This window comes from Bradyrhizobium sp. LLZ17 (assembly GCF_041200145.1).
Classification (GTDB): domain Bacteria; phylum Pseudomonadota; class Alphaproteobacteria; order Rhizobiales; family Xanthobacteraceae; genus Bradyrhizobium.
On record NZ_CP165734.1, the window covers coordinates 5018352 to 5033661 of the forward strand.

The window sequence follows — 15310 nt, forward strand, 5'->3', positions numbered from 1 at the left end:
TACGGCGAACAAGTCGCTTCGCCGACCCTACAAATTCCGAGCTCGCCTCAACCCGCCGCGATCTTCTCCGCGCGCTGGAACGCTGATCGCGCCATGCAGCGCGCGAGATAGGCGTCGAAGGCCGGCCGCGACGGCACCATCTTGAACAGGCGCACCGCGAAATTCAGCCCCGAGCCGACCGTGACGTCGGCGGCGGAAAACTCCTCGCCGAGAATCCACGGCCCCTTCGCGAGTGCAGCCTCGAGCACGTCGAAGACCTGCGTCGCGCTGCCCCAGGCTGCGGTCGAGGTCGGCACCTCGATCTTGGTGAAAATCTGGATGATGGCGGGCTCGATGCAGCTCGGCGAGAAGAACAGCCACTGCAGATAGCGCGCGCGGCGCGGATCGGTTACGTGAGGCGCCAGCTTCGTCTCGGGATAGCGGTCGGCAATGTAGGCGCAGATCGCGGCGGATTCGCCGAGCGCAGCGTCGCCGTCGGAAAGTGCCGGCACCTTGCCCATCGGATTGACCTTGAGAAAATCCGGCGCCTTCTGCGCGCCGGTCGAAATGTCCGTCAGCACGCGCTCATAGGGCAGGCCGGTCTCTTCCATCAGCCAGAGCGCGGAAAACGAGCGCGAGCGGGGCGAATAGTAGAGCTTGATCATGGCGCGGACCCTTCCATCAGCAAGAGGCGACGAGGCGCATTCATTGCGTGTTTGCGCCGGATAGGCAACGCACTACGCCTAGACGGAAGCGCCGCTCCGCGAGCGACATCTTGGTCAACGCGACGGAGACGGACCTTGCAGCAGGGCCGGCAGCGTCTTGTCGAGACTCTTCGTCAGCATCGCGCGCACGCCATCGCGCAGCACCAGATTTTTGACCGCGTCCGCCGGCTTCGCCGGAAACATCGCAGCATCCAGTATGCGATAGGGGCCACCCAGCTCGTCGTGGAGAGCACGCTGTAGCGCAGAGTAATCGTCTTCGCGCGCCGGTGCATCACCGATGATTTCGAACGTTCGGCCGTCATAGACGCGCGCAGACATCATCGCGAAGAGAAATACGCGTGCATCGAGATGGTACGAGATACCGATGCCAAATTCACGCTGAGTGCCGCCGCGCCTGAGCACAGCGATGTAGCGTTCGCAGCGAGTGCGGTTGGCAAGGTATTGAACAAATCGCAGGAGATTTCCGTCGTAATCGCGAAAGAACGATCGCTGCCGGCCGGCTTCGGTGAGCTCGTGACGCGTGTACGGAATTCCCCTGACGGAGCTGCCTGGGGCGGCAGCGCGGACCCGCGAGACGACAAGTTCATCGAGCCCCCAAGCAGCGACCGATGTGTGCGCGTACGTATCTAGAAATTTGAGTGCCCCATATTTCTCGACCGAGAAGAGGTCGCCGGCCAATGAGATCACGCCGATCTGGCACGGGCCGCTCTCTACAGGCTTGGCCGGCGTGACGGTTGCCGGCTTTCTGGCCGAAGGCCTGACGACTTCCATTTTCGGCGTCGATTGCACTTGCCCACCTGTCGGCGACAGCAGGGCATATGAGACCAATGCGGCAGCAAGGACGTTCATCGGCTCACTTCAACGCGCCCTACGGCGCGCCAGCGTTTGCCTTCGGCACCGGTTTCTTTGCCGCAGGCTTGGCGGGGGCGGCTGGCGCGGAGGCTATTTGTGTCGGAGGAGACTTCGCCCATCCCGCTGCGGCAAAGGGTAACGCGAGGACGGCGGCGACGATGAAGCGTGGGAACATGGGTCCGGGAAATGAGCAGCTGGTGATACGGGAGCCGCAAAACTAGAACGTGTAAGTGGTGCCTGCAAGCGCGGCGTTCGGTTTCAGGCCGCTCTCTTCCACCGGTAGTACTTCATCACAAACCCGTTCGACGGCTCGACCTCTTCCTTCTCGAACACAAAACCCTCGCGCTCGTACCAGCGCCAGGCCTTTTCGTTCTCGCGCACGCAGCGCAGGGAGATCTCGTCGGGCATTTGCGTGCGGGTGAAGGCGAGCAATTGCCGGCCGAGCGATTGCCCTTGATAGGCGGGCCCGACGAAGAGCATGTCGAGATAGAGCTTCGGCAAATGCAGCGCCAGCATTGCGGCGATCGTGCCGTGATCGTCGGCGACGAACAGGCTCCAGCCGTCCTCGATCTCGCGCCGGATTCGCGCGCGCAAATTCGCCAGCAGGAAGTTACTCGCCTCGGCAAGCCCGGTGGAGACCCAGCTCTCCATCCAGACACGGCCGATCTCGTCGTATTCGTCGGCGCGGGCGGGGCGGATCACCGGATGCGACATCGGAGCCTAGGCCCGTTGGCCGCGCACGGATTTCGGTGCGCGCACCTTGCCGGCTGACAGGCACACCACTTCTGGAGATTTGCAGAAGTTGCCGCGCCAGCGGGCTGGTCTTGCGCCAGACCATGCCGATGGTGCGCGACGGCTCCGGGTCGCGGAAGCGCGAAACCGCGACGGAGGCCGATCGGGTCTCCACCGACACCGCCATCTCCGGAATCAGGGTGACGCCGATGCCGGCGCTCACCATCTGAACCAGCGTCGACAGCGAATTCGCATCCAGCATCTCGCGCGGCGGCGCCGATTGCATGTTGCAGAACGACAGCGCCTGGTCGCGGAAACAGTGCCCCTCCTCGAGCAGCAACAGCCGCATCTCCCGCATCATCTCGCGCGACGGCACCGGCGTTCCCGCATCGGTGCCCGGCCGCACCAGCAGGAATTTTTCCTCGAACAGGGCAACCTCGGTGAGCGAGGGCTCGGACACCGGCAACGCGACGATGGCGGTGTCGAGCCGGCCTTCCACCAGTTCCTGGATCAGCCGCGGCGTCATCGTCTCACGCACGCGGATGTCGAGCTCCGGATGCATGCGGGTGAGATTCTTGGTGATCTTGGGCAGCAGATAGGGTGCGATGGTCGGGATCATGCCGATGCGCAGGCGGCCCGCGAAACGGTCCTGCGAGGCGCGGGCAAAATCGCCGAGCTCATCGACCGAGCGCAGGATGTCGCGGACGCGTGGTGCGAGCTCCTCGCCAAACCGCGTCAGCGCGACTTGCCGGGCGCTGCGCTCCAGCAGCAGGCCGCCCAGCGCCTCTTCCAGTTCCTTGATCTGCATCGACAGGGCGGGCTGCGAAATCGAGCAGGCCTCCGCGGCGCGTCCGAAATGGCCGTGACGCGCCAGCGCGTCGAAATATCGCAGCTGGCGCATCGTGAGGTTGACCATCAGAAAATCCTATCGCAGCGATCATTAAAGTCAACTTCCCCTGATGGAATGAGAGGCCTAGACTGGTATGACTTGGTCAAAGGCGCGAGTTCGACGCCACCAGAGGAGGTATTCATGGACGACACTTCGAAGTGCCCGTTTTCGGGTGGAAAACGCGTACCGGCGAACCGCGATTGGTGGCCGACCCAGCTCAGCATCGAGATGCTGCATAAGAATTCCGCCCTGTCCGATCCGATGGGCAAGGAATTCGACTATGCCAAGGAATTCAAGACGCTGGACCTGAACGCTGTCATCAAAGACCTGACCGCGCTGATGACGGAGTCGCAGGAGTGGTGGCCGGCGGATTTCGGCCATTACGGCGGCCTGATGATTCGCATGGCCTGGCACAGCGCGGGCACCTACCGCATCACCGACGGCCGCGGCGGCGCCGGTGCCGGTCAGCAGCGCTTCGCTCCGCTGAACAGCTGGCCCGACAACGCCAACCTCGACAAGGCGCGCCGGCTGCTGTGGCCGATCAAGCAGAAATATGGCCGCAAGCTGTCCTGGGCCGATTTGATGGTGCTCGCCGGCAACGTCGCGCTGGAATCGATGGGCTTCAAGACCTTTGGTTTCGCCGGCGGTCGCGCCGACGTGTGGGAGCCGGAAGAGCTCTATTGGGGTCCCGAAGGCACCTGGCTGGGCGATGAGCGCTACAGCGGCGAACGCCAGCTCGCCGAGCCGCTCGGCGCGGTGCAGATGGGCCTCATCTACGTCAACCCGGAAGGTCCGAACGGCAAGCCGGATCCGATCGCGGCGGCCAAGGACATCCGTGAGACCTTCTTCCGCATGGCGATGAACGACGAGGAAACCGTAGCCCTGATCGCCGGCGGCCATACCTTCGGCAAGACCCATGGCGCGGGTGATCCGTCGCTGGTCGGACCGGAGCCGGAAGCGGGCGCGCTCGAGGATCAGGGTCTCGGCTGGAAGAGCAAGCACGCTTCGGGCTTGGGCGGCGATGCCATCACCAGCGGCCTCGAGGTGACCTGGACCACGACGCCGACGAAGTGGAGCAACAACTTCTTCGAGAACCTGTTCAAATACGAATGGGAGCTGACCAAGAGCCCAGGCGGTGCGAACCAGTGGACGGCCAAGGGTGCCGACGCCATCATTCCGGATCCGTTCGACAAGTCCAAGAAGCATCGGCCGACGATGCTGACGACCGATCTCTCGCTGCGCTTCGATCCGGCCTATGAGAAGATCTCGCGGCGCTTCCTCGAGCATCCTGATCAGTTCGCGGACGCCTTCGCCCGCGCCTGGTTCAAGCTGACCCATCGCGACATGGGACCGGTCGCACGCTATCTCGGCCCGCTGGTGCCGAAGGAGACTCTGATCTGGCAGGATCCGATTCCGGCCGTGAACCACGAACTGGCGAGCGATCAGGACATCGCCTCGTTGAAGGCGAAGATCCTGGCCTCGGGCCTGTCGGTGCCGGAGCTGGTCGCGACGGCCTGGGCGTCGGCGTCGACGTTCCGCGGCTCCGACAAGCGGGGCGGTGCCAATGGCGCGCGCATCCGGCTTGCGCCGCAGAAGGACTGGGAGGTGAACCAGCCGGCTCAGCTCGCGAAGGTTCTGGGCAAGCTCGAAGCCATCCAGAAGGAGTTCAACGCGTCGGCCGGCGCGAAGAAGGTCTCGCTTGCCGATCTGATTGTCCTCGGTGGCACCGCCGCGGTCGAGAAGGCCGCGAAGGATGCCGGCGTCGACGTCAAAGTCGGCTTCACGCCGGGCCGCATGGATGCTTCGCAGGAGCAGACGGATGCGGCCTCGTTCGCGCCGTTGGAGCCTCGGGCGGATGGTTTCCGCAACTTCATCGGCAAGCGGCAGCAGTTCTTGATGCCCGAGGAAGCACTCGTCGATCGCGCGCAGCTGCTGCGGCTTACCGGCCCGGAAATGACGGTGCTGCTCGGCGGCCTGCGCGTGCTCGGCGCCAATGCGGCCGGTTCGAAGAACGGCGTCCTCACCTCGAAGGTGGGAACGCTGACCAACGATTTCTTCGTCAACCTGCTCGACATGAGCACGCAATGGACCCCGACGGGCACCGATGGCAGCTACGAAGGACGCGACCGCAAGACCAACGCGGTGAAGTGGACCGGCACGCGTGTCGATCTGATCTTCGGCGCACACTCGCAGCTGCGCGCCTATGCCGAGGTCTATGCCACGTCCGATTCCAAGGAGCAGTTCGTCAAGGACTTCGCCAAGGCCTGGACCAAGGTGATGAACCTCGACCGCTTCGATCTCGCGGCGTGAGTTGTTGCACCTCTCCCGCTTGCGGGAGAGGTCGCGCCGAAGGCGCGGGTGAAGGCTTTCTCCGCACGGGCGATCCCGGCGCGGAGATACCCTCTCCCCGACCATCTCCCGCAAGCAAGCGGGCGAAGGAGCGCAGATCGGCCGGAGCAGGCACAAACCAACACAAACAAAAAGGGCGGCCGCGAGGCCGCCCTTCGTGTTTCCTGCAGAGGCGAGATTTACTCGCCGGCTGCTTCGCGCGGAGGCTGCTGGCCGTCGGCACCCTTGGCCTCGAGGTCCTCGCCGGTCTCCTGGTCGACGACCTTCATCGAGAGCCTGGTCTTGCCGCGGTCGTCGAAGCCGAGCAGCTTGACCTTGACCTTGTCGCCTTCCTTGACGACGTCGGAGGTCTTCTGCACGCGCGCCGAAGCGAGCTGGCTGATGTGAACGAGGCCGTCCTTGGAGCCGAAGAAGTTCACGAAGGCGCCGAACTCCATCACCTTGACGACGGTGCCGTCATAGATCTGGCCGACCTCCGGATCGGAGGCGATCGACTTGATCCACTTGATCGCGGCCTTCATCGCCTCGCCGTCGGAGGAGGCGACCTTCACGGTGCCGTCGTCCTCGATGTTGACCTTGGCGCCGGTCTTCTCGACGATCTCGCGGATCACCTTGCCGCCGGTGCCGATCACTTCGCGGATCTTGTCGGTGGCGATCTTGAAGGTCTCGATGCGCGGCGCGTATTCGCCGAGCTCGGCGCGGGCGTTGGTGAGCGCCTTCGACATTTCGCCGAGGATGTGGATGCGTCCATCCTTGGCCTGGCCGAGTGCGACTTTCATGATCTCCTCGGTGATGCCCTCGATCTTGATGTCCATCTGGAGCGAGGTGATGCCTTGCTCCGTACCGGCGACCTTGAAGTCCATGTCACCGAGATGGTCCTCGTCGCCGAGGATGTCCGAGAGAACCGCGAAGCGCTTGTCTTCGAGGATGAGGCCCATCGCGATGCCGGCGGTCGGCCGCTTCAACGGCACGCCGGCATCCATCAGCGCGAGCGAGGCGCCGCACACTGATGCCATCGACGAGGAGCCGTTGGATTCGGTGATCTCCGACACCACGCGGATCGTGTACGGGAACTCGTGATGCGGCGGCAGCACCGGGTGGATCGCGCGCCAGGCAAGCTTGCCGTGGCCGATCTCGCGGCGCTTGGTGCCGCCGAGGCGACCGGTCTCACCGACCGAGTAGGGAGGGAAGTTGTAGTGCAGCAGGAACGTCTCTTTGTACGTTCCCGACAGCGCGTCGATGTACTGCTCGTCCTCACCGGTGCCGAGCGTGGTCACGACCACCGCCTGGGTCTCGCCGCGGGTGAACAGCGCCGAGCCATGGGCGCGGGGCAGCACGCCGACTTCGGCGATGATGTTGCGCACGGTCTTGCTGTCACGGCCATCGATGCGCTTGCCGGTGTCGAGAATGTTCCAGCGAACGATCTTGGCTTCGAGCTCCTTGAACACACCGCTGATGCGCAGCTTGTCGTATTTCGGCTCCTGCCCTTCGGGGAAATAATGGGCAATCACCTTTTCCTTGACCTTGCCGACCGCGGCATAGCGATCCTGCTTGACCGGAATGGCGTAGGCGGCGCGCAGTTCCTGCTCGACCAGGCCGAGCATTTCCTTCTCGAGCGCCGAATTGTCGATGGTGGTGACCTCGCGCGGCTCCTTGGCGGCCTTCTCGGCGAGCTCGATGATCGCGTTGATCACCGGCTGGAAGTGACGGTGACCGAACATCACCGCGCCGAGCATGATGTCTTCGTTCAGCTCCTTGGCTTCCGATTCCACCATCAGCACGGCGTCGGCGGTGCCGGCGACGACGAGGTCGAGCTGGGTGTCGACCATCTCGTCGAGCGTCGGGTTGAGGATGAACTCGTCGTTGGCGAAGCCGACGCGCGCTGCGCCGATCGGGCCCTTGAAGGGCGCGCCGGACAGGGTCAGTGCGGCGGACGAGGCCACCAGCGCGACGATATCCGGATCGTTTTCCATGTCGTGCGACAGCACGGTGACGATCACCTGGGTCTCGTTGCGCCAGCCGTCCACGAACAGCGGACGGATCGGACGGTCGATCAGGCGGGAGACCAGCGTCTCCTTCTCGGTCGGACGGCCCTCGCGCTTGAAATAGCCGCCGGGAATGCGGCCGGCTGCGTAGGTCTTTTTCCTGGTAGTCGACGGTCAGCGGCAGGAAGTCGACGCCTTCACGCGGCGACTTCGCTGCGACCACGGTGGCGAGCACCACGGTCTCGCCATAGGTGGCGACGACGGCGCCGTCGGCCTGGCGTGCGATCTTGCCGGTTTCGAGCTTGAGAGGGCGTCCGCCCCAGTCGATCTCGACTGAATGCTTGTTGAACATAGAGGTCTTCTTTCATGGGTTCTCGAAAGAAGGGACGGCTCGAAAAACAAAAACCATGTCAAGATTGCAGGACGCTGATCTGAGCGGGCGATCAGCGTCCTGCGATCCTGCCATGGTTTTCGGATGTCGGATGGCGTCCATCCTTTCGGGTCATACGGGCGCCTTGCCCGTTGCGCCCAGCCGCCGGATTGCTGCTGGACTGTCAGTCGGCACGAATGCGAACACCGGATCGGCCTTCGCTCGTCATGCCCGGGTGCGATTCGTTATTAGCCCGCACCCGACCTGCACGCAGCCTCGATCAAAAACATTAAAACAAACGCTTTCGTTCGAAACCATGCGCGAAAACGCGCGCCGTTGGCGCGCGCAGGAACACTTAACGACGAATATTGTGCTTCTCGAGCAGCGCCTTGTAGCGCGCCTCGTCCCGCTTCTTCACATAATCGAGCAGCGAGCGGCGGGTCGACACCAGCTTCAGGAGGCCGCGACGCGAATGGTTGTCCTTCACGTGGGTCTTGAAATGGCTCGTGAGGTTGTTGATGCGTTCCGAAAGGATCGCGACCTGCACCTCGGGCGAACCGGTGTCGCCGGGTTTGTTGGCATTCGTCTTGATGACTTCCGCTTTGCGTTCTGCGGCAATCGACATCGTCAATTTCTCTCGTTGCGACCGGAGCTGGCAGTCAGGCCGGTCAGGTTGAACACACGCTTGGGGATGATTTCGCCATTGCCAACTTCAGCAAGCGCCAGAAGACGCCCTGCCACCGTGACATAGACTGTGCCGCTACTAATGGGCGCATCCCGTCCGCGCAATAAAACGGCCTGGCCCCGATGGAGCCTTGCCGCATCAGCCCGAGTGACGGCCAGTGCCGGGATGTCGTCCAGCGCGGTCTCAACAGGCATAAGCGCGTCGGCGAGGCTGCCCTCGCCGGACGCGGCTCTATCGCACAAAGCCTCCAACTGATCCAGCGGAATCATGTCGTTCTCGCCGAATGGGCCGACCAGGGTCCGGCGCAGCGCGCAGATATGGCCGTAAGTCCCGAGAATGCGGCCCATATCGCGGGCCAGCGCGCGGACATAGGTGCCCTTGCCACACTCGGCCTCGAACGTTGAACGGTCGCTATCCGGTTGATCTACAAGAGATAAATGGTGAATCTCGACCGGGCGGGGCGCCAGTTCCACGATCTCGCCGTCGCGGGCGAGGTCGTAGGCACGCTCGCCCTGGACCTTGATCGCGGAATAGCGCGGCGGGACTTGCTCGATCACCCCGGTAAAGCGAGGCAGCAGGGCCTCGATGGCCTCGCGCGTGGGGCGCTGGTCGGAGGTCGCGGTCACCCGGCCCTCGACGTCGTCGGTGTCGCGTTCCTCGCCCCAGCACACGGTGAAGCGGTAGCGCTTGCGGCCGTCCATCACGAAGGGAACCGTCTTGGTGGCTTCGCCGAGCGCGATCGGCAGGCCGCCGGAGGCGAGCGGATCGAGCGTGCCAGCGTGTCCCGCGCGCTTGGCCTGGAACAGGCGCTTGAGCACGGCCACGGCCTGTGTCGAGGTCATGCCGATCGGCTTGTCGAGCACCACCCAGCCGTGGACGTCGCGCCGGTCGCGGCGCGGCTGCTGGCCCTTGTGCTGCTTGCTCGCGCGCGGATCGTTGTTGATGCGACGCGCCTCCTGCCGCGGCTGGATATCGCCGGCGGCATCCGCGAAATTATTTTTCTGCACGTCGCGGGTCTCGGGCTCTTCGCTGCCGATTATGCCGTGAGCCGGGTCCATCATCACTGTTCTTCTTCCCGATCCGTGTCCGGATCCTGTTCCAGGTCCTTCTGCACCGCAGGTGTTCGCAAAAGCTTCTCGATCCGTTCCGCTTCGTCGAATCGTTCGTCGACGCGGAAGCGAAGCTCAGGTGCAAATTTCAGGTTAACGCGCCGCGCGACGTCGCCGCGCAGGAATTTCTTGTTGCGCTCGAGCGCAGCGAGAACCACCTCGGTGTCGCGGCCACCGAGCGGCATGACGTAGATTGTCGCGAGCTTCAGGTCGGGCGACATCCGCACCTCCGGCACGGTGATGATGTGGCCCTCAAGGTCCGCATCATGCACGCTGCCTTGCGCCAGAATCTCGGCTATCGCGTGGCGAACCTGCTCGCCGACACGCAGCTGACGCTGCGAGCCGCCGGGGCTGGAACTCTTCTTCTGATGATGGCGGGGCATATTTCGAAATCACCTCATCGTGCCCAAATTTGGGACACGAGCATTGTCATTTGTCCTGCTGAAACGAATGAGAGGTGGGTGGCCGGAAAAATCCGGCCACCGCACTCTCGCAATTTCAGTTCAAAAAGATCCGGGCGCTTCGGTAAGATTTGGACTTACAGGGAGCGCTGGATCGTCTCCACGCGGTAACACTCGATCACGTCACCTGCACGCATGTCGTGATAGTTCTCGAAGGCCATGCCGCATTCCTGGCCGGCCTGGACTTCCTTCACTTCGTCCTTGAAGCGCTTCAGTGTCGACAGCTTGCCTTCGTGCACCACGACGTTGTCGCGGATCAGGCGCACATTGGCGCCGCGTTCCACGGTGCCGTCGGTGACGCGGCAACCGGCCACCTTGCCGACCTTGGAGATGTTGAAGATCTCCAGGATCGAGGCGTTGCCGAGCATGGTTTCGCGCAAGGTCGGCGCGAGCAGACCGCTCATTGCCTTCTTCACGTCGTCCACGAGGTCGTAGATGATGTTGTAATAGCGGATCTCGATGCCGTTGCGCTTCGCGGCGGCAGCGGCTTCCTTGTTGGCACGAACGCTGAAGCCGATGATCGCGGCGTTGAAGCCTTCCGCGAGCGTCACGTCGGATTCCGAGATGCCGCCGACGCCGGCATGCAGGATGCGGGCTGCGACTTCGTCGGTACCGAGCTTCTCCAGCGAGCCGAGGATCGCTTCCAGCGAGCCCTGCACGTCGGCCTTGATGATCAGCGGGAATTCCTTGCGGCCCGCGGTCTTCAACTGCGACATCATCTGCTCGAGCGAGCCGCGCATGCCGGAGATCGAGGCAGCCGCGTTCTCGCGCTTCTGGTGCGCGCGGTAGCTGGTGACCTGGCGGGCGCGAGCCTCGTTCTCGACGACGGCCAGGCGATCGCCGGCCTCCGGCGGTCCGTTGAAGCCGAGCACCTCGACCGGCACCGACGGACCAGCTTCCTGAACCGTCTCACCCTGGTCGGAGATCAGCGCGCGGACACGGCCCATCTCGGCGCCGGCGACGATGATGTCGCCGACACGAAGCGTGCCGCGCTGCACCAGCACGGTCGCGACCGGACCACGGCCGCGATCGAGCTTGGCTTCGATCACGGTACCCTCGGCCGGGCGCTCCGAATTGGTCTTCAGGTCGAGGATGTCGGCCTGGAGCGCGATCATCTCGAGCAGCTTGTCGAGATTGGTCTTGTTCTTGGCGGACACTTCGACGTCGACGACTTCACCGCCGAACGACTCCACCTGCACCTCGTGCTGAAGCAGCTCGGTGCGCACGCGCTCGGGCTTCGCATCGGGCTTGTCGATCTTGTTGATGGCAACAATGATCGGCACGCGCGCCGCCTTGGCATGATTGATGGCTTCGATCGTCTGCGGCATCACGCCGTCATCGGCCGCAACCACCAGCACGACGATGTCGGTGACCTTGGCGCCGCGGGCGCGCATCGCGGTGAACGCGGCGTGGCCGGGCGTGTCGATGAAGGTGATCTTCTTGCCGCTTTCGGGCGATAACACCTGATAGGCGCCGATATGCTGCGTGATGCCGCCGGCTTCGCCGGAAACAACGTTGGCATGACGGAGCGCGTCGAGCAGCGAGGTCTTGCCGTGGTCGACGTGACCCATCACGGTCACGACCGGCGAGCGCGTCTCGGTATCGGTGGAATCGTCGGTGGCGTCGAACAGGCCCTCTTCGACGTCGGACGCCGCCACGCGCTTGACGGTGTGACCAAGCTCTTCGGCGATTAGCTGCGCGGTATCGGCGTCGATCACGTCGGTGATCTTGTGGATCGCGCCCTGCTTCATCAGCATGCGGATGATTTCCACCGCGCGCTCGGCCATGCGGTTGGCGAGCTCCTGGATCGTGATCGCTTCCGGAATGATCACCTCGCGGATCAGCTTTTCCTTCGGCTCGTTCGAGACGTGACCCTTCAGGCGCTGGGTCCGGCGGCGGAACGAGGCGATCGAGCGCTCGCGCACGTCGTCGGCATTGAGCGCCGTGACGAGCGTCAGGCGGCCGCGTTCCTTCTGCGGACCGGGCTTGTGGGTGGTCTTGGGGGCTGCCACGGGGCGCATGGCGCCGCCGGGACCGCGACGGATCTGGCGCGGACCATCATCCTCGTCCGGTCCGGCCGCAACGCCCGGGGCGCGAGCTGCCGGGCCACCGGGCCGCTGGGCGGTCGTGGCCGCAGGTCGCGCGGTCGTCGTTCCGGGGCGCCCTGTGGTCGTCGTCGCAGGTCGTGCCGTGGTCGGCGCGGACCGCGCCGCGCCGGCCGCCGGTGCGGACGTCGCACCGCGTGCCGCTGATTGCGACTGCTCGCCTTCGCCAAAGCGCTTCTTGGCCTCGGTCTCGGCCTTCCGCTTGGCTTCCTCTTCGTGGCGATGCCGCTCCTCCTCGGCCTTGCGGCGGGCTTCGGCGGCTTCGCGCTCGACACGCTCGGCGCTTTCGCGGATGGCGCGGCGCTGGGCTTCGTCTTCGGCTTGGCGACGCTCTTCGACTTCGCGCACCTTGGCATCGGCCAGCGCGCTGGCGCGGGCGGAACGCTCGTCCTCGGTCAGGGTGCGCAGCACGACGCCGGAGCCGGCATTGCGCGGCGGCGCCGAGCGCGCCGGAGCGGGCGCAGGTGCGGCGGGCGCCGGCTTTGCAGTAACCTCGGGTGCCTGCGGCTCAGGGCTGCCGTCGATGCGGCGCTTGCCCCGCTTCTCGACCACGACCTGCTTGCTGCGGCCGTGGCTGAAGCTCTGGCGCACGGTACCCGTTTCGACGCGCGGCTTGAGCGATAGCGTCTTGCTCGGAACGCTCAGCTTCTTGTCGCCAGGGGTCTTGGTATCAACCATTCAGCAGTCCTAATCCTGATTTTAGTTAACGTTATGCGTTGCCGCACCGTCCTATGGGTCGTCGTTGTCTCTCAGAAATCCTGGCCGTGCTTTTCGGCAGTCTTGTCATCGTCCGCCAGCCGGTATCGGACCAGCATCTGGCTACGTGACAGGAATGTCTTGCTCGCCGGGCCCGCGAGCAGGGCAGCATGTATCACATTTGACCGGGTAAGTGCCAAATCCAATTCTATCGATTTCAGTGCGGTAACGACGGGAATCGCCGGCTTGGCGCCGCGATTTTCGTCATTTTGCCGCGCCAGCATGTCCAATTTGCGGATTCCGTCCGCGGCCCCGTCGCTGGCATGGATCAGGACCTCGACCGTGCCTTCCCGCAGGGCGCTTTCGACCTTGCCAAAACCGGCAACGATCTGCCGCGCCTTGGCGGCAATCCCAAGAGCTTCGGTCGCGCTCCGAACCAGAAGCGCTTCAATGTCGGCGGGAAGCGTCGGAGGAATGCGCAGGTCGCGCTTGAAGGCTTTGGTAAATTGGTGACGACGGACGGCTTCCGCAACCACCTGGCGCGATGCCGTAACCCACATCCCGCGCCCGGGCAGCTTGCGCTTGAGATCGGGAACTATATGCCCATCCGGCGATACGACGAACCGGATCAGCTCGTCGATCGGCCGGACCTCGCGGCTGACCACGCACATCCGCATGGTCGCGGACCTTTCGGTCCGCGGTCCATGGTCAAGTTCGGGGTCAGTGCTGGAAAGCATCCGGGCGACATTCTCCTTGGCCCTTAAGCCGACTGGTCTTCGGTTGCCTCGGCCACTTCGGCCGGCTTGGCCAGGTCAGCCTCGGTGATCCAGCCCGCCTTGACGCGCGCCTGCATGATCATGGCTTCCGCATCGTCGCGGGAGACGCCGAGACCCTCGAGCGCGCCGGGATATTTGGTCTGCTCGCCGCCTTCCTTGCGCTCGGTCCAGCCGACCAGATCATCGGTGGCGCAGCCGGCGAGGTCGTCGACCGACTTGATGTCGTTTTCGCCGAATTTCACCAGGATCTTCGAGGTCACGCCGGGCACGTCCTTGACCGCGTCCTCGACGCCGAGTTCCTTGCGCCGGGCCTCGAGTTCGGCTTCCTGCTGATCGAGATATTCGCGGGCCCGGTTCTGGAGCTCCTGCGCGGTCTCCTCGTCGAAGCCCTCGATGTCGGCGAGTTCCTTGATGTCCACCATTGCGAGTTCCTCGACCGAGGTGAAGCCTTCGGAAGCGAGCAACTGCCCGACCACCTCGTCGACATTGAGCGATTCCATGAAGACGCGGGTGGAGTTCTCGAAGTCGGCCTGGCGGCGCTCCGATTCCTCCTGCTCGGTCAGGATATCGATGTCCCAGCCGGTGAGCTGGGAGGCGAGGCGCACGTTCTGGCCGCGGCGGCCGATCGCCAGCGAGAGCTGGTTGTTGGTGTCGGGCACCACGACCTCGATGCGCTCGCGGTCCTCGTCGATGACGACCTTGGACACTTCGGCCGGCGCCAGCGCGTTGACCACGAAGGTCGCGATGTCGGGCGACCACGGAATGATGTCGATCTTCTCGCCCTGCAACTCGTTCACCACCGCCTGCACGCGCGAGCCGCGCATGCCGACGCAGGCGCCGACCGGATCGACCGAGGAATCGCGGGAAATCACGCCGATTTTCGCGCGCGAACCCGGATCGCGGGCGACGGCCTTGATCTCGACGATGCCGTCGTAGATTTCCGGCACTTCCTGCGCGAACAGCTTCGCCATGAACTGCGGGTGGGTGCGGGAGAGGAAGATCTGGGGCCCGCGGGTTTCGCGGCGGACGTCGAAGATGTAGGCGCGGACGCGGTCGCCGTTGCGGAACACCTCGCGCGGCAGCATCTCGTCGCGGCGGATGATGGCTTCGCCACGGCCGAGATCGACGATCACGCTGCCATATTCGACGCGCTTGACAACGCCGTTGACGATGTCGCCGATGCGGTCCTTGAATTCCTGATATTGCCGGTCGCGCTCGGCCTCGCGCACCTTCTGGACGATGACCTGCTTGGCCGATTGCGCGGCGATGCGGCCGTATTCCAGCGGCGGCAGGGTGTCGGCGATGGTGTCGCCGACCTGGGCGCCCGGATTGGCGCGCTGCGCATCCACCAGCGAGATCTGGTTGGAGTGGTTTTCGACATTGTCGACGACGAGCATGTGGCGCGACAGCCGCAGCTCCCCTTTCTTCGGGTCGATCTCGGCGTGAACGTCAGTTTCGCTGCCATAACGGGCGCGCGCCGCCTTGGCGATGGCGTCCTCCATCGCGGCGATGACGATGCCGCGGTCGATCGATTTCTCGCGCGCAACGGCGTCGGCGATCTGGAGCAGTTCAAGTCGATTGGCGCTGACTGCCATGG

General features: G+C 64.3%; 11 protein-coding genes and 2 pseudogenes. 2 read left to right on the forward strand and 11 right to left on the reverse strand.

Annotation, left to right across the window (positions count from 1 at the left end; all coding sequences use genetic code 11):
- Window positions 1–47: 47 nt before the first annotated feature.
- The 4 genes and pseudogenes from AB8Z38_RS24235 to AB8Z38_RS24250 all read right to left on the reverse strand — a co-directional run bounded on the left by AB8Z38_RS24235 (window position 48) and on the right by AB8Z38_RS24250 (window position 3204).
- Window positions 48–644 carry a glutathione S-transferase family protein gene (locus AB8Z38_RS24235; RefSeq protein WP_369720286.1) on the reverse strand — a complete coding sequence of 199 codons (597 nt, stop codon included), beginning with the start codon at window positions 642–644 and terminating at the stop codon, window positions 48–50.
- Window positions 645–758: 114 nt separating this feature from the next.
- Entirely contained in the window at window positions 759–1553 is a 795-nt protein-coding gene (locus AB8Z38_RS24240) for a hypothetical protein (protein ID WP_369720287.1), read from the reverse strand.
- Window positions 1554–1814: 261 nt separating this feature from the next.
- Window positions 1815–2270, reverse strand: coding sequence for an N-acetyltransferase family protein (locus AB8Z38_RS24245; RefSeq protein ID WP_369720288.1), 456 nt, complete (start codon window positions 2268–2270; stop codon window positions 1815–1817).
- A 6-nt stretch (window positions 2271–2276) separates the two neighbouring features.
- Window positions 2277–3204, reverse strand: a pseudogene (locus AB8Z38_RS24250) (LysR substrate-binding domain-containing protein).
- A gap of 114 nt (window positions 3205–3318) precedes the next feature.
- Between AB8Z38_RS24250 and katG the strand changes: the two are divergent.
- On the forward strand, window positions 3319–5487 hold the full coding sequence (katG, locus tag AB8Z38_RS24255) for a catalase/peroxidase HPI (RefSeq protein WP_369720289.1): 2169 nt from the start codon (window positions 3319–3321) through the stop codon (window positions 5485–5487).
- Between the two features lie 218 nt (window positions 5488–5705).
- Here katG and pnp read toward each other — a convergent pair.
- From pnp to rbfA, 4 genes and pseudogenes are all read right to left on the reverse strand, one after another.
- A pseudogene (gene pnp, locus AB8Z38_RS24260) lies at window positions 5706–7863 on the reverse strand (polyribonucleotide nucleotidyltransferase).
- A 373-nt stretch (window positions 7864–8236) separates the two neighbouring features.
- Window positions 8237–8506, reverse strand: coding sequence for a 30S ribosomal protein S15 (rpsO, locus tag AB8Z38_RS24265; RefSeq protein WP_369720290.1), 270 nt, complete (start codon window positions 8504–8506; stop codon window positions 8237–8239).
- Between the two features lie 2 nt (window positions 8507–8508).
- Window positions 8509–9630, reverse strand: coding sequence for a tRNA pseudouridine(55) synthase TruB (truB, locus tag AB8Z38_RS24270; protein ID WP_369720291.1), 1122 nt, complete (start codon window positions 9628–9630; stop codon window positions 8509–8511).
- Window positions 9627–10004: a 30S ribosome-binding factor RbfA gene (gene rbfA, locus AB8Z38_RS24275; RefSeq protein WP_369726588.1), complete on the reverse strand. Its 378-nt coding sequence runs from the start codon at window positions 10002–10004 to the stop codon at window positions 9627–9629. Before rbfA ends, truB begins: the two co-directional genes overlap by 4 nt.
- Between rbfA and AB8Z38_RS24280 the strand changes: the two genes are divergently transcribed.
- Complete coding sequence (locus AB8Z38_RS24280; protein WP_369726802.1) at window positions 9921–10247, forward strand: hypothetical protein; 327 nt, start codon at window positions 9921–9923, stop codon at window positions 10245–10247. The two genes, rbfA and AB8Z38_RS24280, sit on opposite strands and share 84 nt — an antisense overlap.
- On the opposite strand, the gene infB is transcribed toward AB8Z38_RS24280, so the two are convergent.
- The 3 genes from infB to nusA all read right to left on the reverse strand — a co-directional run bounded on the left by infB (window position 10214) and on the right by nusA (window position 15308).
- Window positions 10214–12919: a translation initiation factor IF-2 gene (gene infB, locus AB8Z38_RS24285; RefSeq protein WP_369720292.1), complete on the reverse strand. Its 2706-nt coding sequence runs from the start codon at window positions 12917–12919 to the stop codon at window positions 10214–10216. The genes AB8Z38_RS24280 and infB overlap by 34 nt on opposite strands.
- 71 nt (window positions 12920–12990) lie before the next feature.
- Window positions 12991–13674, reverse strand: coding sequence for an RNA-binding protein (locus AB8Z38_RS24290; protein WP_369720293.1), 684 nt, complete (start codon window positions 13672–13674; stop codon window positions 12991–12993).
- A gap of 23 nt (window positions 13675–13697) precedes the next feature.
- Window positions 13698–15308, reverse strand: coding sequence for a transcription termination factor NusA (nusA, locus tag AB8Z38_RS24295; protein WP_369720294.1), 1611 nt, complete (start codon window positions 15306–15308; stop codon window positions 13698–13700).
- Window positions 15309–15310 lie beyond the last annotated feature (2 nt).

Excerpts from the sequence above, each read along its gene's own strand:
- AB8Z38_RS24235 (WP_369720286.1), bottom strand. The coding sequence starts at position 644 with ATGATCAAGCTCTACTATTCGCCCCGCTCGCGCTCGTTTTCCGCGCTC.
- AB8Z38_RS24240 (WP_369720287.1), bottom strand. The coding sequence starts at position 1,553 with ATGAACGTCCTTGCTGCCGCATTGGTCTCATATGCCCTGCTGTCGCCG.
- AB8Z38_RS24245 (WP_369720288.1), bottom strand. The coding sequence starts at position 2,270 with ATGTCGCATCCGGTGATCCGCCCCGCCCGCGCCGACGAATACGACGAG.
- katG (WP_369720289.1), top strand. The coding sequence starts at position 3,319 with ATGGACGACACTTCGAAGTGCCCGTTTTCGGGTGGAAAACGCGTACCG.
- rpsO (WP_369720290.1), bottom strand. The coding sequence starts at position 8,506 with ATGTCGATTGCCGCAGAACGCAAAGCGGAAGTCATCAAGACGAATGCC.
- infB (WP_369720292.1), bottom strand. The coding sequence starts at position 12,919 with ATGGTTGATACCAAGACCCCTGGCGACAAGAAGCTGAGCGTTCCGAGC.
- AB8Z38_RS24290 (WP_369720293.1), bottom strand. The coding sequence starts at position 13,674 with ATGCTTTCCAGCACTGACCCCGAACTTGACCATGGACCGCGGACCGAA.
- nusA (WP_369720294.1), bottom strand. The coding sequence starts at position 15,308 with ATGGCAGTCAGCGCCAATCGACTTGAACTGCTCCAGATCGCCGACGCC.